The sequence below is a fragment of the Enterococcus larvae genome (assembly GCF_017830045.1).
GTDB classification, from domain to species: Bacteria; Bacillota; Bacilli; order Lactobacillales; family Enterococcaceae; genus Enterococcus_L; species Enterococcus_L larvae.
In genome coordinates, this window is record NZ_JAEDXU010000006.1 from 198,089 (window position 1) to 217,048 (window position 18,960).

General features: G+C 40.8%; 18 protein-coding genes and 1 other annotated feature. Of the genes, 16 read left to right on the plus strand and 2 right to left on the minus strand.

The annotated features are described in order from the left end of the window. Nucleotides 1-524 precede the first annotated feature (524 nt). The 4 genes from I6N96_RS12800 to I6N96_RS12815 all read left to right on the plus strand — a co-directional run bounded on the left by I6N96_RS12800 (nt 525) and on the right by I6N96_RS12815 (nt 4,637). A complete protein-coding gene (locus tag I6N96_RS12800; protein ID WP_209557934.1) occupies nt 525-1,349 on the plus strand; it encodes a hypothetical protein in 825 nt (274 codons plus the stop codon). A 643-nt stretch (nt 1,350-1,992) separates the two neighbouring features. Next, nucleotides 1,993-2,442 (plus strand): DUF2798 domain-containing protein, encoded by a 450-nt coding sequence (locus tag I6N96_RS12805; RefSeq protein ID WP_209557935.1) that lies wholly within the window; start codon nt 1,993-1,995, stop codon nt 2,440-2,442. Nucleotides 2,443-2,455: 13 nt separating this feature from the next. Then, nucleotides 2,456-3,010 (plus strand): TetR/AcrR family transcriptional regulator, encoded by a 555-nt coding sequence (locus I6N96_RS12810; protein WP_209557936.1) that lies wholly within the window; start codon nt 2,456-2,458, stop codon nt 3,008-3,010. Between the two features lie 373 nt (nt 3,011-3,383). After that, nucleotides 3,384-4,637, plus strand: a complete 1,254-nt coding sequence (locus I6N96_RS12815; RefSeq protein WP_209557937.1) for an MFS transporter — start codon at nt 3,384-3,386, stop codon at nt 4,635-4,637. 123 nt (nt 4,638-4,760) lie between these two features. On the opposite strand, the gene I6N96_RS12820 is transcribed toward I6N96_RS12815, so the two are convergent. Then, nucleotides 4,761-5,108, minus strand: a complete 348-nt coding sequence (locus I6N96_RS12820; protein ID WP_209557938.1) for a winged helix-turn-helix transcriptional regulator — start codon at nt 5,106-5,108, stop codon at nt 4,761-4,763. Nucleotides 5,109-5,421: 313 nt separating this feature from the next. Here I6N96_RS12820 and I6N96_RS12825 point away from each other — a divergent pair, with 313 nt between their 5' ends. Next, nucleotides 5,422-6,312, plus strand: a complete 891-nt coding sequence (locus I6N96_RS12825; RefSeq protein ID WP_209557939.1) for an aldo/keto reductase — start codon at nt 5,422-5,424, stop codon at nt 6,310-6,312. Between the two features lie 86 nt (nt 6,313-6,398). On the opposite strand, the gene I6N96_RS12830 is transcribed toward I6N96_RS12825, so the two are convergent. Then, on the minus strand, nt 6,399-6,827 hold the full coding sequence (locus I6N96_RS12830) for a hypothetical protein (protein ID WP_209557940.1): 429 nt from the start codon (nt 6,825-6,827) through the stop codon (nt 6,399-6,401). A gap of 788 nt (nt 6,828-7,615) precedes the next feature. Between I6N96_RS12830 and I6N96_RS12835 the strand changes: the two genes are divergently transcribed. From I6N96_RS12835 to rlmB, 11 genes are all read left to right on the plus strand, one after another. Beyond that, on the plus strand, nt 7,616-8,995 hold the full coding sequence (locus tag I6N96_RS12835; RefSeq protein WP_209557941.1) for a hypothetical protein: 1,380 nt from the start codon (nt 7,616-7,618) through the stop codon (nt 8,993-8,995). Nucleotides 8,996-9,468: 473 nt separating this feature from the next. Beyond that, entirely contained in the window at nt 9,469-9,945 is a 477-nt protein-coding gene (locus tag I6N96_RS12840) for a dCTP deaminase/dUTPase family protein (RefSeq protein WP_209557942.1), read from the plus strand. Nucleotides 9,946-10,062: 117 nt separating this feature from the next. After that, nucleotides 10,063-11,433: a DNA repair protein RadA gene (gene radA, locus I6N96_RS12845; RefSeq protein ID WP_209557943.1), complete on the plus strand. Its 1,371-nt coding sequence runs from the start codon at nt 10,063-10,065 to the stop codon at nt 11,431-11,433. Nucleotides 11,434-11,601: 168 nt separating this feature from the next. Then, nucleotides 11,602-12,747 carry a PIN/TRAM domain-containing protein gene (locus tag I6N96_RS12850; protein ID WP_209557944.1) on the plus strand — a complete coding sequence of 382 codons (1,146 nt, stop codon included), beginning with the start codon at nt 11,602-11,604 and terminating at the stop codon, nt 12,745-12,747. A gap of 3 nt (nt 12,748-12,750) precedes the next feature. Further along, nucleotides 12,751-13,449, plus strand: a complete 699-nt coding sequence (gene ispD / locus I6N96_RS12855) for a 2-C-methyl-D-erythritol 4-phosphate cytidylyltransferase (RefSeq protein ID WP_209557945.1) — start codon at nt 12,751-12,753, stop codon at nt 13,447-13,449. A 6-nt stretch (nt 13,450-13,455) separates the two neighbouring features. Further along, nucleotides 13,456-13,929 carry a 2-C-methyl-D-erythritol 2,4-cyclodiphosphate synthase gene (ispF, locus tag I6N96_RS12860; protein WP_209557946.1) on the plus strand — a complete coding sequence of 158 codons (474 nt, stop codon included), beginning with the start codon at nt 13,456-13,458 and terminating at the stop codon, nt 13,927-13,929. Between the two features lie 15 nt (nt 13,930-13,944). Next, nucleotides 13,945-15,402 carry a glutamate--tRNA ligase gene (gltX, locus tag I6N96_RS12865; RefSeq protein ID WP_209557947.1) on the plus strand — a complete coding sequence of 486 codons (1,458 nt, stop codon included), beginning with the start codon at nt 13,945-13,947 and terminating at the stop codon, nt 15,400-15,402. 13 nt (nt 15,403-15,415) lie between these two features. Next, nucleotides 15,416-15,625, plus strand: a binding site (T-box leader). Between the two features lie 166 nt (nt 15,626-15,791). Further along, on the plus strand, nt 15,792-16,325 hold the full coding sequence (gene epsC, locus I6N96_RS12870) for a serine O-acetyltransferase EpsC (RefSeq protein WP_209557948.1): 534 nt from the start codon (nt 15,792-15,794) through the stop codon (nt 16,323-16,325). Next, entirely contained in the window at nt 16,325-17,737 is a 1,413-nt protein-coding gene (gene cysS / locus I6N96_RS12875; protein ID WP_209557949.1) for a cysteine--tRNA ligase, read from the plus strand. Before epsC ends, cysS begins: the two co-directional genes overlap by 1 nt. Further along, nucleotides 17,734-18,135 carry a Mini-ribonuclease 3 gene (locus I6N96_RS12880; RefSeq protein WP_209557950.1) on the plus strand — a complete coding sequence of 134 codons (402 nt, stop codon included), beginning with the start codon at nt 17,734-17,736 and terminating at the stop codon, nt 18,133-18,135. The genes cysS and I6N96_RS12880 overlap by 4 nt, the downstream gene beginning before the upstream one ends. Further along, nucleotides 18,122-18,952: a 23S rRNA (guanosine(2251)-2'-O)-methyltransferase RlmB gene (rlmB, locus tag I6N96_RS12885; protein WP_209557951.1), complete on the plus strand. Its 831-nt coding sequence runs from the start codon at nt 18,122-18,124 to the stop codon at nt 18,950-18,952. The genes I6N96_RS12880 and rlmB overlap by 14 nt, the downstream gene beginning before the upstream one ends. Nucleotides 18,953-18,960 lie beyond the last annotated feature (8 nt).

Sequence of the window (18,960 nt, forward strand, 5' to 3'; positions counted from 1 at the left end):
AAAAGGCTTGATATCAAGTTGTTTCACCTGCTAATATGACCTATCCTCGTAGAGCTGTGGTTGAAATATCCTCTAAAGAAGAGGTATTTCACTCATTCCACAGCTTCTGCGGGGTATTTTTGTTGTGTCCTGTTGGAAAATAGGCGGTTTTTTTGATGAAAAAATGTTTAGTCACTTATCTAATTATTTTTAAAAATAATTCTTGTGAAATCATCAAATAAAAAAACATAAATGATTTAAAAAGCAGAAATAAATTGAATGGTTTTTAGGATAAAACTATTTTTATTTTGTTTGAAATTTGGATGAAAACGAAAAACTTCAGGTCTGATAGTCTTAGGTATGTAAGAGTATCAAATGAATAATCTATAGCCTCAATAGAAAGATAGTGATTTACAACACTTTTTGATTCTTTATTGAAACATATTTATCGGAAAAATGACATAAATAGTCAAAAAAGGATTGTTTCGGATTTTAAATAATATGGTAAAATTAGTTTCTAAAAGAAAATAAAGGAGAATGATAAAATGAAAAAAAGTATTAAAGTGTTAGGAATAATTGGTTTGGGCTTGTTGACGACAATTGCAATAAAGGGTGTGACAGCCGAAGCAGAATATGATGGGAATAGTCGAGATCGGTCTCCCTATGCATATATCCCTAACTATGAGCTGAGAGAGCAGATTGCTCAATTAAGTGGTGTTCGTTCCGATGATTTCTATCAGGAATATGGGTTGATCGAAAAGGATCTATTGCGTGAAACAACTGGGAAGTTGGATGATGAATCAGGATCTTACAGCTTGGAGGGTATTCAGTTTCTGGAAAATATTACGAAGTATGCCTCTGAAGGAACGAATGCAGTAGACTATAGACCATTGGAAAAGCTTACACAATTGAAGGAATTCAAAGATTATGAAGCACCAACGTATTCTATTGATTTTATGAAGAACATGGATCAGTTAGAAGAAGTCTATCTGGAATTAAGTACTGGAATGGATGAAGATGACGCTGCACTAAAACCTATTTTGGATTTGACGGTGCTTAACAACTTATCGAATCTAACAAACCTAGCTATCCTTGAAGAAGCAAGATACAGCCAGACAATCGTCTTAAAAAATGGTATGACTCAGTATCAGTTAGTAGATCCGGTTATTTTGTCTGATCATTTTGCTGATACAGAAGTAGAATATGAATCTAGTGATGAAGGTTTTTCATGTGAAAATGGTATCCTGAGTTGGGAAGGATTAAGTTCTGAAACTGTAGAATTACGCTATAGTTGGTCAGCTGTAAGAAGTACCGATGATGGAGAGTTTCGTTTTGATGGGGAAGCCATTATCCCGTTATACTGGAAGTAAAACAGCTATTGGTCGATCTTCAATTATAATGAAAAGACCTCAATGTAGTATCGATGTGGTTTAGTTAAATAACTAATTAAATCGAGCAGGAGTCTTCAGTTCTTTCGTATAGAATTGAAAACTCCTGCTTATTTGTTTCATGTGAAACATTGTTGATTATAAAACAATAAAAAAATAGTAAAAAAACAAGTATCGCTGACTGAACAATTATTATTACTTCCTAAAGAAGTTGTATTTGTATATTTTTGAAAAAAATAGATGACAAAAAATAATCATTGTGTTATCATTACATTACAAATAGGACAGGAGGGGTTAGTAAATGGGTTTCATTAGTGGTGTTGTTCAATACTGGTTAAGCGCAACTTTAAACTTTTTCAGCTTATTCTTCTAATAAATAACTGAATTAAAGAATTAAGGTCAGAAGGAATTTCCTCTGATCTTTTTTTGTGCACTGTTCAATCGTAGAGGGCGTGAAATACTTAAAACGAATCGTTAACTTATATCAAATAGAAATGAATGTAAACACGGTATATATTTAGCGTTAATGAAACATACATCAATTACATAAAAAAATGCTTACGAAGAAAGTCGTTTTTTGATACCATAGTAGACGTTGCTCAAAAATTGAAAGGAGAAATAAATTTTGCCTACGAATAAAAAAGAAAGTACCGTTTTTACATTGATGATGTGTACAATGATGGTTTTTGGTATGAGTGTTTACAATGCACTGCTGCATAATGGAATAGGAGGGATAGTCTTTTCCGAACTAATGCTGGGCTTCTTGCCGGCTTTTCTGGTTGCCTTACTGTTAGATGTATTGATTGTTGGGCCATTCGCAAAGAATATTGCATTTAAGTTGCTGGGAGAAAATAAAGGAAAGATGCCTTTGACTGCGTTGGTGATTTCTTGCTGCATGGTATTTTGTATGGTGCTATGTATGTCGTTGTTCGGATTGATCATGCAACAGAATTTTTCTGGAAATGTGTTCATTAACTATATTCAAGCGATGCTCCTGAATGCAGTATGTGCGTTTCCTTTGCAGCTGCTTATTGTAGGTCCGATTTCCAGATCTATATTAAAAGCGATTCAGTAAGGGGCGATAGTCGATGGGAATAAAAGATTTGAGGTACAGAAGGACAGAATCCTTATTGTATCAGTCCTTGTTTTTCCTTTTAAAAGAAAAGGAGTTTCATGCGGTAAAGGTCAGTGAATTGACAAATCAGGCGGGAGTCTCGCGGCAGGCGTTCTATTCTCATTATGAGGACAAGTATGATTTTTTAGATCAATTAAACAGTTTATTGATTACTCGGATACAAAATCAGCTGCAGCTGAAGAAGACCTCTCAAAAAGTAACGATACTGGTTTTGGTATTGGAAGAGCTGTTGGCTGACCACGATTTTTGTCTGGATCTTAATCGCTTATCGGCTATCAATAAAACGATTTGCGAACCGAATTTTGATTCCTTGAAAAGTCGTTTGGAACAGTTATTTTCCACTTATTTTTCCGGATACAGTTGGAAGACGGATTGCTACAACCAGACTGAGTATTTCCAGCATTTTCTTGGTGGGATGATCACGAACGCCTTATTCAGTGCAATAGACAATCAAAGCGATATACCATTGAAAATTTTACATACACATTTAAGCTTGTTTGATAGTTAAATTCCTAATGAAGTAAAAACGAAATAAACAATGTTTTTGAAGCTGTCTTTTCAGACATCCGCCGACTTATATGAAAATGGAATCCTCCATTTTTAGCATAAGTCGGTTTTTTTGTAGAAAAATATACCTGCGAAAGCTCTGCCTCTGAGGCTAAAGTACCAGAGAAGTTCATGCTGCAGGCTGAAAGAAATCAGTAAGGAAAGTGATACACTGAAAGTGTGAGAAAAACGGACGTTATTGTTGGGGAATAGATAATGAGCTGTAGAAATTTTGTTGCATTTTCTTTCACAGAAGTTGACTGTATATTATGGTGTGGAAGGCAGAAACAACCGTACAGCTTATTCATTTAAAAAAAATTTACGAGGAGATAGGGATGAAAAAAGAGCAAAGAAATATTTTATTTTTAGTGTTGGGGCAGTTTATTTCGGTTTTCGGTGGGGCAATCTTGCGGTTTGCGTTGTCGCTTTATGTATTGGATAAGACGGGGCGCGCAGATATTTTTGCAACGGTGTTGGCGGTATCCAGCATTCCAGTGTTGTTTTCACCGATTGGCGGTGCAATTGCGGATCGTTTCGATCGCCGCATGCTGATGGTATTGATGGATGTGGCAAATGCAGTGTTGGCATTACTGCTGTTTTTCGTATTGGGAACCAGTCAATCGGTCTTGATGATAGGGATATTACTGTTTGTGTTATCTGCGGTTGGAAGCTTTGATACACCTGTTGTAACAGCCAGTATCCCGCTATTAGTAGAGGAAAGTGAACTGGAAAAAGTCAATGGCTTGGTCAATGGCGTCCTTGCTATGTCAAATGTTGTAGCACCAATTATCGGGGGTATCCTTTACGGCTTTTTAGGCGCACAGCTGATGGTAGCTAGTAGTATTATTTTCTTTGTTCTTGCGGCGGTGATCGAAACCTTCATTCGTATTCCTTTCCAGAAAAGAGCAATGGAAAAAGGAATGGTTCAAACGCTCACGGCTGATTTAGTAGATGGATTTCGTGAGATTCGCAACAATAAGGTCATTTTAAAAACAATTTTGATTGCGGCATTGATCAACTTTGTTTTAACCCCCTTCTTTATTGTTGGAACGCCAATCATTTTGAGAGTGGTCCTACAAGTGAATGATTCAGTCTATGGTATCGGGATGTCCCTATTCAGTCTGGCAAATATCTTAGGTGCTGTATTTGCGGGACCGTTAACGAAGAAGTTGAAATTCAATAATTTTTATTGGACCTTTACGATTTCCGGTTTGCTGCTGATTGTGATGAATCTAGGACTTACATTTGCCGGCAGCGGTTCAGGCAGTATGATTGGTTTTCTGTTTTTTGTCATTACCGGTGTACCGATTGGTATGCTGATGAGTAGTATCTCGATTTATCTGATTGCAGTGGTTCAAAGAATCACACCGACAGAAAATATAGGAAAAGTCATGGCAACGATTATCGCTGTTGCCCAGTGTGCAGTTCCTCTAGGACAAATGATGATTGGTCTATTGTTCAAAGAAACAACGACAAGCATCTTTGTTCCGGTGATGTTCATCGCAGCAATCGTTTTACTTGTTTCTTACCTGTGCTATTACTTGTTTAAAGAGACAAAGGATTCTGATGTAGAGGTTATCAGAGAATAATAACTAAAAATCATGGGACGGTCTCCTTTTCCAGAAGACTGTTCCATGATTTTTTATGACTCCAGTTCACTTCAATTGATGAGACGGTTGGAATAAAAAACTATGTTCATTTGGTGCAGGTATTTACTTATTGAAAACTTCCAGCTGAGTTTGATAACTTTCCCCCCAGGTTTCCATTGCACGCATGACAGGAACGAAGCTCTTGCCAAGCTCACTTAAGCGGTATTCGACTTTCGGCGGTACGGTATTGTACACAGTGCGAGTTATCAGCTGATCTGCCTGCAGCTCCTTTAAATGCTGGGTCAGCATTTTCTGTGTGAGCGTAGGATCATCAAAAGCAGTCTTCAATTCACTGAAGCGCATGACCGAATGCTCTGCCAAAAACCAGATGATAGAGAGCTTCCATTTTCCGGCCATGATTCGTTGTGTGGTTACCAGCGGGCATGTATCTTCCCAATCCATTTGCTTCATAATATGTATCTCCTCTTTTATCTATATAAAAATAAAAATCAATGTTATCAACAGTTCGACCACGTATTGCTTTTCATACTTCTCTTGAATGGGATTTAAGAAACTGATGAGACTTGCAGATCGTTCACAAGCTTTGTCATTCGTTGTGTATACCGAGAACAACATTTTATGGAATTGTCTCAGGAGCTTCCAGATTTCCAAAGGGCACTTTTTAGTAAGTATACCACAATAAAGTGCCGTCTTGTCGCAGTCTCTGACCATCAACTATACTGAAAGCAGCTTCATCAACAGGGGAAAGAAAGGGTGGTCAAAAATGACAATAACAATCGGGTCTTCTCTGAGCGTTAGTCAAATTGGTTTGGGTGCAATCAATTTTGGAACAAAAATCATAGAGGAAGATGCATTTTCTCTGATGTCGGAATATGTGAAGCTAGGTGGTAATTTTATTGATACAGCAAATAATTATGCGGTGTGGAATGGCGGGGATGGAGGCGAGAGTGAGCGGACGATCGGTATGTGGCTGGCGCAAATCAAAGATCGAGAAAAACTGGTGATTGCAACGAAGCTAGGTGCGTTAACCACAGACACTGAAAAGGGATTTTCAAGTATGGAGGGATTGAATAGAGAAACAATTCTTCGTTCCGTGGACCGCTCGTTGAACCATTTGCAGACAACGATCGATTTATTGTATTTGCATGTAGATGATTTTTCTACTCCTCAGGAGGAAACGATGGGTGCTCTGGCAGAGCTGGTGGCACAAGGGATCGTGAAAGAAATTGGCTGCAGTAATTTTTTCAGTTGGCGTATTGAAAAGGCACGGCAGATTTGTCAGCAGAATGATTGGCCATTTTTCAGTGCTGTTCAGCAAAGATACAGCTATTTAGCACCAATCATGACAGCAGATCTATTTCCACAGGTTGCACTGAATGCGGATATGGAGAGCTATCTGACTGAGCATCCGGAATTGACGCTTGTCGCATACTCTCCACTGCTCAAGGGGCAGTATAATACAGCGGAAATCATCAATCCGGCATATGATACAGCAGATAATAGACAGAAGCTGTCAGAGCTATTGGCGAAAGAGCAGCATCCAAATCGTTGGGTGTTGGATCACGTCACAAAGGCTTTTGATGGAAGTGCGGCGCTATTAACAACCTCATCTATTCACCACTTAAGAGAAGCGATGACTTCAATAAATGAATAAATAAAAAAGCAGCCTCGCCCCGTTGACAGCTTCACTGAAGAAGCTCCTCGGGGCAAAGCTTTTTTTTCAGAGGATTTGCACAAGTATTATAAATTGTCTTCCTCATAAATCGGCAGTTCAGAATGATTTTGTTTTTGGATACTTGTTTGTTTGCCTTGAAATTCCTGCTCGTCAATCTCTACCAGCTTATCTGCTTCCTTGATATAGAGCCAATAGGAGCTCTCTTCATCTGGAAATACAGCTTCAGCCAACCAAATATTTCTTTGTTCATAATCATTTAAGGTATAGATTTGAATCGTCAGCTCGTCTCTCTTTTTCTGTTTCATAGATAGGATATTCTCTATGAGCTGTTCAACGATTTCTGAATCCTCTACATCATAGATCAAAGCGTCTTTTTCTGGGGAAAAAGAAGTTGAACTCTCTGAGGAGGTTGAAGAATCTGCCTGCTCCTCTTTTGGGTTAGTAGAGCAACCGGCCAAAAGACACAGCATAGCAAATACTAGCACAGCTTTCATGTGGTAATCCCGCTCCTTTGTTGTATTGATTTCTTCATTATTGTTATCGTAGCAGAAGAGCCAGCTGATTGCGATAGATTTTTTGAGAAAAATCAATACTTTAAGGTTGGTTTAAGTTAAGTAGGCTATTCTATAGTCAACCCAATAACCAAACTTTTTCATTTAATACTTTCCTAACCCGACTTCAGTTTTTCTGAGGTCGGGTTGCCTTTTGCTTCAGTAAAAGAATCTATTGCAGGATACAATAAAAATGATATCCTTCTCTGTGCGCATAGTCTGCCGGCTTTTTCTGGAAGACGGATGGGCTTTTTTTCGGTTCTTCTTCTTTAATTAGTAGAATTATCTCTTAAAAACAACAATGTTGTAACAACATGTTTCCTTATTGTCTGTTTTATTTTATAATGAATGAGCAAAGTAAGAAAGATACAGGTCTATTCCAAGCATTTGTTATGATTCTATGACTGGTTTTGGTCATTTGAAATCTGTTTAAGAAGAATTATTTAGTTATTTTTATGAAAGAAATAGCAACTTTTTTTCGATTTTGTTTCTGTACAGTGATAGACTGTATATATATTAATCCTATGAAAGAAACGAGTGTACATTCTAGCTCTTTTCCTGCTGCTATGGTAGGCATTATCAGCTGATTCAGAAGAAAATATTGATTGTTTTAGTAGATGTTCAGTCGTGTGTTCAAGTCCATACGATTCTGCTGTACAATTTTCTGCTGGCTGCCATGCAATGAAACTCTTACAGGATTTATACAGAAAAAGATAGAAGGAGTTGAAAAGATGGTATCTGCTAAACCTGTGACACAAAAGCTGTTTCCAGCGGTGCCTTTTGTACTGACAAATACAATCACTTTTATTCCATATCTGGTTTTTTTGACGATGCACACAGGCACCGATATGGAGAGCGTTTTACCTTTTGTGCTTTTTTATACAGTTCGAATGACTGGTATTTTTTTATTGAAGAGTTTTCGTTTAGGTTTGGCAACCCTTCATGTGCTGATACTCTCCTTGATTAGTGGAGGAATCGGCAGCTTTTTCGGTATTCTAGGCGAGTGGTGGTCTCCCTGCTATCTTCTATCAGCTGTACTGCTAGGCTTAAGTGCGGCTTGGCTGCCGCCGGCAAACACGACAGTGAAATACCAACGGAAGGAACTGGAAGTCAAAAAGGAAACAAACGGATTTTTCGGGTTTGCTTTTCTAGTTGTACTGCTAGGCTTGTTTTTAGGCGCACTAGTATTGGATTTTCCCGGAAAACGGCTCGTGATTTTTGGCGAATATTTGCTCCTTTATGTGGCTGCCTTTCGCGGCATAAAAAACTATCCAATTCCCGACAGAAAAGTTGATAAGATGGATCAAAAGACTTTTTATATGAAAGAGTTCCTACTATTTCTGGTTTATTTCATTCTGCTGATCATCATCCGTCTGGCAAGGGCGATGTTTGACTCGGAGTATCTGACAATCGCAATTATCGGCTTCTCAGCATTCCTGATCATTGCGGCATGGTACATCAATGCATCGCATCGTAAGTGGAAGCTGCCTGTGTGGCTTAATCTGCTTTCATTCATCAATGGGATGTGCATGAATTATGTATTATTATTCGGTACCTTCTATACAGCGTTTTATTTTGGTAATCAAAAGATTGCTTTATATCTATATGTTCCTTATGTATTGGGGATCGTGGCTTCGAAATTATTGATCAGATATATCTATCAGGTATTTACAGCATTTGATCGTGAGCTGATTCATATTATCGGGATGATCGGCTCGTTGCTATTGATGCTGCTGCCGATGATTTTTCCGTTTGCTGTCTTTTCACTCAGCTTTTTCATAAGCGGAGCCAGCACTTATTTGAATCAATTGTATGCTGAAAACGAAGAGCTTCCTCAGAATCAGCGCATCATCATCAAGTATGCGACGCAGTCGAAAGGAAGTATCACCCACCAATTTTTATTGATGACTGGTCTTTGGTTTCTGGCAAAAGAGTTCGGTTTGTCTTTGAATACAGTTTTGCAAATCACAGCTCATAGAAGCAGTAGTCCACATATCATGAGAGTCATAGAGACAATTCACTATTTGAGCATCGGTTTACTTTTGTATTTGTTATTTTTTGTTTTATATGACCGTATATTTAAAAATAAAAAAATAACATTCGAAGAATAATCCCCTCAAACTTAAAAGTAAAACAGAATGACAGAATCGCTGTACCTCTTCGTTTAAAATGCTCTATCGAGTTACTTTGAAGATGGAATGATTCAAAAATAACGTATTATAAATTATATAAGTGTGGTTGATTGTTCCTATGTGAAGAGCGATTCCTGTTCTTAGTTAAGTAAAGGAAACAGGGAAGAGACAGGTGATGTAAATAAGCAGGCCATTAGCTGATTTTCGCACAATGAAAAATTTCGTGTGATTCATTTATATGAATGCGACGAAATAGAGGAAAAAAGCTAATGTAAATAAGAGGTAATTAGCCGCTTTTCGCGTAATGAAAAATTTCGTACGATTCATATAGTATGTTAAAATGAACGTAAGTTCTTGAGGTTTTCAGCTCTTATTGAGTCTATTTTAACAGTGAAAAAACAGGAGGAAGCCGTCTATTGGTTTTCCTAAATAAGGAAGAGGAGCATTTTTATATGAAACAACGTGGTTTTGAAATTATTTCAGATTATGAAGGAAAAGGGATCAATCTTCCTGAACGGGCAACGACAGGAGCGGCCGGCTATGACTTTGAAGCGGCAGAAACAGTTATTGTTCCAAGTATTTGGCAGCAGAAAGAAGCTGGCGAGGCACCAAAGCCAACCTTGGTAAAGACCGGAATCAAGTCATTTATGGGTGAGGGAGAATATCTTGAGTTAGTTAGCCGCTCCTCTAATCCGTTAAAACGATTTTTGATGCTGGCTAACGGTGTCGGTGTGATCGATAGAGATTATTATAACAACCCTGATAATGAAGGGCACATCATGTTTCAATTCTTGAATTTTGGCTATGAAGAGGTTCGCATTGAGAAAGGTGAACGAATTGGTCAGGGGATATTTAAACCGTTTCTTTTAGCAGATGATGATCATGTAGAAAACGAGCGGACAGGCGGATTTGGTTCGTCGGGACAATGATAGATTAAAATCTCTTTAAACTTCAAGAGATAAACCTTAACTCTTGGTATAAAAGGATTATAGTATGTTAAACTATTAACAGTTATTCTGAAATAAATAGAAGCAGGGAGCTGTACTATGGCAAAAAAAGTAAAGGTTCAATTTGAATGTCAATCCTGCGGATATATTTCCCCAAAATACTTGGGTCGTTGTCCAAATTGCGGGCAATGGAATTCCATGACAGAAGTAAAAATTCAAGATACTTCTGATAGACGAGCAAGAGTCAGTTTGAGCGGTAAAAAAACACAGCCGCAGCGCTTAACAGAAATCGTACCGAAAAAGGAACCTAGAGTAGCTACGAAGCTGCCTGAATTGAATCGAGTATTAGGGGGCGGTGTCGTTCCCGGTTCGTTGGTTCTGATTGGTGGTGACCCTGGGATTGGGAAATCGACATTACTGTTGCAGGTTTCTCAACAGCTAACCGAAGTCGGCGGCAAGGTACTTTATGTATCGGGAGAAGAGAGTGCAGATCAAATCAAGCTGAGGGCCGAGCGTCTGGGCAAAGCGAATGTTGATTTCTATCTTTACGCTGAAACAGATATGAATGAGATTTCCCGCGCGATCGAACAGCTTGAGCCGGATTATGTGATTATTGACTCCATTCAGACGATGACACAGCCGGATGTAACAAGTGTGGCAGGAAGTGTGAGTCAGGTAAGAGAAACGACTGCAGAACTGCTGAAGCTGGCGAAAACAAATGGTATCGCTATTTTCATCGTAGGACATGTGACGAAGGAAGGCTCGATTGCCGGACCACGAATGCTGGAGCATATGGTGGATACGGTCCTCTATTTTGAAGGAGATAAGCATCATACCTTCAGAATCTTGCGAGCAGTGAAAAACCGCTTCGGTTCGACGAATGAAATTGGTATTTTTGAAATGCGTGAGCACGGTCTGGAGGAGGTAGCAAATCCTTCTCAGGTCTTTCTTGAGGAACGGCTGGATGGTGCCACAGGCTCTGCAATTGTTGTGGCAATGGAGGGCAGTCGACCAATCTTGGTCGAGGTTCAAGCATTGGTTACACCAACCGTGTTCGGAAATGCGAAACGAACGACAACTGGTCTTGATTTTAACCGTGTGTCTTTGATCATGGCTGTTCTGGAAAAGCGGGCAAGTCTTCTGCTTCAAAGTCAGGATGCTTATTTGAAAGCAGCCGGTGGAGTAAAGCTGAATGAGCCGGCAATCGATTTAGCGGTAGCTGTCAGCATTGCTTCCAGCTATAAAGAAAAAGGAACGAAGCCGACTGAGTGCTTCATTGGGGAAATTGGATTGACAGGTGAAGTGCGTCGCGTGAACAGCATTGAGCAGCGCGTAAAGGAAGCTGAAAAGCTGGGCTTCACGAGAATATATATTCCTAAGAATAATTTAGGCGGCTGGACGCCTCCCAAAAACATCGAAGTCATTGGTGTGGCAACGATTGGGGAAACCCTGAGAAAAGTCTTCCAGTAAAAAGTGAGTCGTTCATAACAGATAAAGCAACAGCTGTATGAATATGAAACGTCTCTTATATTTAGATGAAATCGATAGGAAATAAAAAGCAGAGGCTGAGTATCAGTGAAGAAACGAAACACTGGCTCAGTCTCATAAAAAATAAAAACTTAGAATGGGGGAGAACATGTGCAAAAGCGAGTAATCACTGTGTTGATGGTCATCATCGGTGCCAGCTTAGGTATTTCTTTATTACCGGCGGCCTGGACAATGGCTCAGCAAGCAGATAACAAATGGCTGAATAATAATTTTACTAACAGTCTAATTGGTGCAATTATTTTCTTTATTTTATCTTTAATGTTAGCAAAATATATCGTTTCAGCAGTTAAAAGAGTAGAAAAATCATTGAATGAGGTAAGTCTTACTTATCTTTTATTCGGAAGTATCGGTGCCATTTTAGGCCTGACGATCGGGGTAATCATCTCCATTCCGATGTATAATTTGGAAATTCCTATTGTAAACAGCTTATTACCCATTCTTGGAATGATCATGCTGGGTTATCTAGGGTTCCGGATGGGAACAACACGAATCGACGAGTGGAAAAAGATTTTCACAGCGAGACAGAAGAAGCCGGCGCCGGATAATGAAGGAGAGGTACTGGATCGTAAAGTTGAGGATCACTTTCATAAGTATAAAATCTTGGATACAAGCGTGATCATCGACGGGCGTATCTATGATATTGCGAAAACCGGATTTTTAGAAGGAGTCATTTTGATTCCGAATTTTGTTTTATATGAGCTTCAATATATCGCTGATTCCGGCGACAGCCTAAAGCGTGTCCGCGGCCGTCGCGGCTTGGATATTCTGAATGCCCTACAGAAGGAAGAAGGAATTTCTGTAGAGATGTATGATGGCGATTTTGAAGATATCGCAGAAGTAGACAGCAAATTGATCAAGCTGGCAAAATTATTAGATGGTGTGGTTGTGACGAATGACTATAACCTGAATAAGGTTTCAGAGTTTCAAAATGTCCCTGTTTTAAATATCAATGAACTGGCAAATGCAGTGAAGCCAGTCGTTATCCCAGGCGAAACAATGAATGTCATGGTCGTAAAAGCCGGAACAGAACGTCAGCAGGGGGTTGCTTATCTGGATGACGGTACGATGGTTGTTGTTGAGGATGGACAGCATTACATGAATGAGCATTTGGTTGTTGTTGTGACAAGTGCCCTTCAGACAGCAGCAGGTCGTATGATTTTCGCTAAACCGGCTCATTCCGGACGTGGGATCGATGAGCATAAAAATAATCATGATCAGGCTAAAGAGAAGAAATAATTTATGAAAGAATATGAAGTTATTTTATTGGCAGCGGGTCAAGGAAAACGGATGAAGGCTTCTCGCAATAAGATTTTACTGCAGCTTATGGGAAAACCAATCATCTCTTACTCGTTGAAGACATTTTATGAAGATCCGGCATGTAAGCACATTATCATGGTCACTCAGGAGAATGAGCAGGATGTGCTGAAGGATACTGTACGCAGGATGAAGGGAAAGAAAACATGTCCAATCACGTTCGTTTGTGGGGGCAGCGAACGTCAATACAGTGTTTATAACGGTCTTCAGGCAATGAAGGACCCGGAAAATATCATCATGGTCCATGATGGTGCCCGTCCGTTTGTTACACTGTCTCAGCTGAAGGCACTCCATGCGAAGGTGCTGGAAACCAGTACAGCGATTTTGGGTGTACCGGTCAAGGACACGATCAAGAAGGTCTTTCAGGGAACCGTTCAGGAAACCATCCCAAGAGAGACACTGTGGCAGATTCAAACACCACAGGCTTTCTATGGCAAGGATCTTTTAGAGGCGCATGAAAAGGCTAAAGAGGACGATTTTCTGGGAACAGATGAATCTTCGTTGATGGAGCTATACAGTGATCTTCCCGTGACAATGGTGCTGGGAAGCTATGAGAATATTAAATTGACGACACCAGATGATATGTTGATTGGTGAAGCAATCGTCAAACGAAAGAGGAGTTAAGAAAATATGTTTAGAATCGGTCAGGGATTCGATGTACACCAACTGGCAGAAGGCCGCAAGCTGATCATCGGCGGTGTAGAGCTGCCTTTTCATAAGGGATTATTGGGACATTCTGATGCAGATATCCTGCTGCATGCAATTACTGATGCATTGCTTGGTGCTGCTGGGATGGGAGACATTGGTCATCTATTCCCGGACACCGATCCAGTATTCAAGGATGCGGATTCATTGGAATTATTACGACAATCAAATGAAAAAGTTAAAGATGCAGGCTTTACTATTAACAATATTGATTGTACAATTTTAGCAGAACAGCCGAAAATGAAACCATATCTGGAAGCAATGAAGGATAATATCGCTGCTGCCTGCGGGATCGATAAGGATCAGATCAACCTAAAGGCAACAACGATGGAAAAAATGGGTTTCATCGGTCGTGAAGAAGGTATGGGAGCGATGGCGGTCGCTTTACTTGAAAAATAGAAAGAGGAAAAGACTATGACAAAAGTTCGTGTACGTTACGCACCAAGTCCAACAGGGCATTTGCACATCGGAAATGCAAGAACAGCGTTATTCAACTATTTATTTGCCCGTCATAATGACGGTGAGTTTATCATTCGTATAGAAGATACAGATTTGAAGAGAAACATTGAAGGCGGCGAAAAAAGCCAGCTGGAAAATCTGGCATGGCTGGGAATCAAATGGGACGAATCTCCTGAAAATCCAGGTGAATACGGTCCTTACCGTCAATCAGAGCGTAAAGAAATCTATCAACCTCTAATCGATCAGCTGTTAAGCAGCAATCGTGCGTACAAATGCTATTGTACGGAGGAAGAGTTGGAAGCAGAGCGTGAAGCACAGCGAGCAAGAGGAGAAATGCCTCATTACTCTGGGATATGTGCAGATCTGACTCCTTCTGAACAGGCTGCGAAAGAAGCACAGGGCTTAGAACCGGTAATTCGCTTCCGTGTCCCTAGAAACACTTCTTACTCTTTTGAAGATATGGTCAAAGGGGAAATCGTCTTTGAATCAGATAATACCGGCGGCGACTTCGTTATTCAAAAACGTGACGGCATGCCGACCTATAATTTTGCAGTAGCAGTAGACGATCATATGATGAAAATCACTCATGTTTTACGTGGGGATGATCACATCGCCAACACACCTAAGCAATTGATGATTTATGAAGCATTCGGCTGGACACCGCCAAGCTTTGGTCATATGACTTTGATCATCAATTCTGAAACAGGTAAGAAGCTGAGCAAGCGTGATGAAACGATTCTTCAGTTTATCGAGCAGTATCGTGAGCTGGGCTATTTACCAGAAGCGATGTTCAACTTTATTGCATTATTGGGCTGGTCTCCAGTTGGGGAAGAAGAAATTTTCTCACAAGAAGAGCTGGTTAAAATATTCGATCCTGAGCGCCTGAGCAAGTCTCCGGCAGCCTTCGACGGCAAAAAGCTGGAATGGGTCAACAACCAATACATGAAGCAGGTCGATTTAGATGTGCTGGCAGATATGTGTATTCCTTACTTGATCGCGGATGGTCGAGTGGAGAATGAGCCATCTGCTGAAAAAATCGAGTGGCTGAAAAAACTTGTAGGTCTATATAAAGCGCAAATGAGTTATGCAGCAGAAATCGTCAACCTATCAGATTTGTTCTTTAATGAACATCCTGTTTTAGATGATGCAGCAAAAGAAGTACTTGCCGGAGAAACAGTTCCTCAAGTATTGAGTGCATTTAAAGAACAGCTGGAAGCGGCTGAAGTACTGGATGTACCAACAATCAAAGCAGCAATCAAAGCAGTTCAAAAGGAAACCGGCGTTAAAGGGAAAAACCTGTTCATGCCGATCCGTGTAGCTGTTTCCGGACAAATGCATGGTCCTGAGCTGGCAGAAACAATTGAGCTTTTAGGCAAAGAGAAAGCACTGGCACATTTAATCAACGTTTTATAATTTAAATAGAACAACAAACACGCAGATAAGAAGAAGTAAAGGGAAGCTTGTTTACCAGAGAGGCTATGGCAGGTGGAAATAGTCAGCAAATTCCTTTGAAATGCATCTTTAAGTGGTTTCGGCGAAATCAAGTAGCTGGAAACGTAGACAGACGTTACCTGTATCAAGGCAAAACAATCCTGTTTTGTGAAAAAAAGTGGAACCGCGTGGAAACGTCTTTTAAATGAAGATACTCATTTAAAGGGCGTTTTTTATATAAAAAAGGAATGCAGCATGTAAAAAATGTTATCGGTGGGAAGAATGAGCTGTTGAAAATAGGGCTGTCGACAGAAATGCTAAAACCGGTTGGGGTTTCGTTAGAGATTGTTTTAAATAGGGGGAATTAGTTGATGGGTTGGTTAAAACAAGCTGTTGTTGCCGTGAAGAAGAACGATCCGGTAGCGCGTTCAACAGCAGAAGTTCTACTTACTTACCCTGGGGTACATGCATTATTTAGTCACAGAATCTCTCATTTTCTGTATAACCATCGTCTTTATTTACTTGCAAAAATGCACGCACAGTTCTGGCGATTTATTACAGGGATCGAGATTCACCCAGGAGCGAAGATTGCATCGGGCGTCTTTATCGATCATGGTATGGGCGTGGTCATCGGTGAGACCGCTGAAATAGAGGAGGATGTTATTCTGTTTCATGGTGTAACATTAGGCGGTACCGGAAAAGACCAGGGCAAGCGGCATCCAACAGTAAAAAGAGGAGCGATCATATCGGCTAATGCACAGATTTTAGGTCCGGTAACAATAGGAGAGCGTGCTAAAATTGGTGCGTCTGCAGTTGTGCTGATTGATATTCCGGCGGATGCTACAGCGGTAGGTATTCCAGCAAAAATTGTTCGAATAAAAGGAGAGAAAGTGGGAGGAGAATAGTGATCAAAATCTATAATACGTTGAGCAGACAAAAAGAAGAATTTGTCCCTTTGGAAGAAGGGAAGATTCGGATGTATGTCTGTGGACCAACAGTTTACAATTATATCCACATCGGCAATGGCCGCAGTGCTATTGCTTTTGATACGATCCGTCGATACTTTGAATATCGCGGTTATGAAGTGAATTATGTGTCTAACTTTACTGATGTTGATGATAAAATCATTCGGGCAGCACAAGAGCTGGGCGTGACCGCTTCTGATGTTGCAGATCGATTTATTCAGGCATTCAAGGAAGATACAGAAGCGTTGAATGTGAAGCCGGCGACTCAAAATCCACGTGTGATGGATCATATGCCGGACATTATTCAGTTTATAGAAGTGTTGATTGATAAAGGCTATGCGTATGAGTCTCAAGGCGATGTCTATTATCGAACACGAAAATTCAAGGACTACGGTAAGCTGAGCCATCAATCAATCGATGAACTGGAAGTAGGCGCAAGCCAACGAACCGGCGAAGAGCAGCGACAAAAAGAGGACCCTCTTGATTTCGCATTATGGAAATCAGCAAAAGATGGAGAAATCTTCTGGGAATCCCCTTGGGGTCCGGGACGTCCTGGCTGGCATATCGAGTGCTCGGTCATGGCGACGAAGCACTTAGGAGAAACCATTGATATCCACGGCGGTGGTCAGGATCTGGAATTTCCGCATCATGAGAATGAGATTGCCCAAAGCGAAGCAAAAACCGGTAAGAATTTTGCGAATTACTGGATGCATAATGGTTATGTGACGATTGGTGAAGATGACGAAAAAATGAGTAAATCGCTTGGAAACTTCATCACGGTTCACGAGATGATTCGTGAAGTTGATCCGCAGGTACTGCGCTTCTTTATGGCGACGACGCAATACCGCCGCCCGATTCGTTACAGTGAAGTGACCTTGAAAGAGGCTGCTGCAAACTATCAAAAGCTGAAAATCGCTTTTGATAATCTGTCCTTCAGACAGGCTGGTGCAGCATCTGTTTTGGAAGATGACGCGGTAATGATCGCAGAGCTGGATGCATTGGAAGCTCGATTTATTGAAGAAATGGATGATGATTTAAACGCAGCTAACGGAATCACGGTTGTCTATGAGTTGGCGAAATGGTTGAATCAATACAGTGAACAGCCAGCTGTTTCTGAAGCAGTTATCGAAAAGGCTCTGACCTTATACGCACAACTTTTGGCTATTTTCGGAATTGTCTTTTCATCAGATGAACTGTTGGATGACGAAATCGACAAGTTGATTGAAGAAAGAAATCAAGCAAGAAAAGATCGTAATTTTGCCCGCAGTGATGAGATCAGAGATTTACTGAAGGATCAAGGGATCATTCTGGAGGATACTGCTCAGGGCACGAGATGGAGACGCGGAGAATGAGAGATTATACGCAACTGAATGGTCTGGCGCTGGCCTATGTAGGTGATGCGATTTATGAAATCTATATTCGGGATTATTTGGTGGCCGAGGGACAGACAAAGCCGAATGTTTTGCACCGAACAGCGACCAATTATGTGTCAGCAAAGGCACAGGCCTTTTTGATTCAGGAGATGCTTTCTGCGAACCTGCTGACAGAAGAAGAAGAACTGATTTATAAACGAGGACGAAATGCCAAAAGCCATACCTCAGCGAAGAATGCAGACATCACGACGTATCGAGTCGCTACAGGATTTGAAGCGTTGATGGGGTATCTTCATCTGATGAAGCAGACGGAACGCTTGGAGGAATTGATCGATTGGTGTATAAAGAAGGTAGGCGATTCAAATGAAGCAAAATAGAAATAACGGTCGTCCGAAAGGAAAGCGATCGAATAATAAGAATCAACCACATAAAAATCCGCGAGTGGAAGTACCTGAGGAAAAAGAAGAGAGCGAGTTTGTCTTTGGTTACCATGCCGCATTAGAGGCATTAGGAAATGACCGAGGAAATAAGCTGTTTCTGCAGGAAGACAGCTCAGGCGAGAAAATTGAGAAGCTGAAGGCGGTAGCCAAGGACCATGCTGTTCCTGTTAAATGGGTGCCGAAGCAAAAGCTGGATACTTTAAGCGACCATGGTGTCCATCAGGGGATCGTACTGGCAACTACTGACTATGAGTATTTGACGCTGGACCAGCTGTTGGAAAAAACGGAATCAGAGACACCATTCTTTTTGATCTTAGATAGCTTAGAGGACCCGCATAATTTCGGTTCGATTCTGCGGACAGCGGATGCCGCAGGAGTTGATGGCGTCATCATTCCGAAGCATCGTGCAGTTGGTGTTACCTCAGTCGTTGTAAAAGCGTCTACGGGCGCTGTGGAGCACGTTCCGATTGCTCGGGTAACAAACCTGTCGCAAGCAGTTTCTGACCTTAAAAAGGCTGGTTTCTGGATTTTTGGAACAGACATGGAAGGTACGGATTACCGACAGTGGAATACAAGCGGTTCTGTTGCGCTGATCATCGGTAATGAAGGCCGCGGCATGAGTAAGGGTCTGCATAAGGATGTGGATGAACTGTTGACGATCCCAATGGTCGGACATGTTCAGAGTCTTAACGCCGGAGTTGCAGCCGGATTGTTGATGTATGAGGTATATAGAGGAAGAAATCCAAAACCATGAGGAGGCAG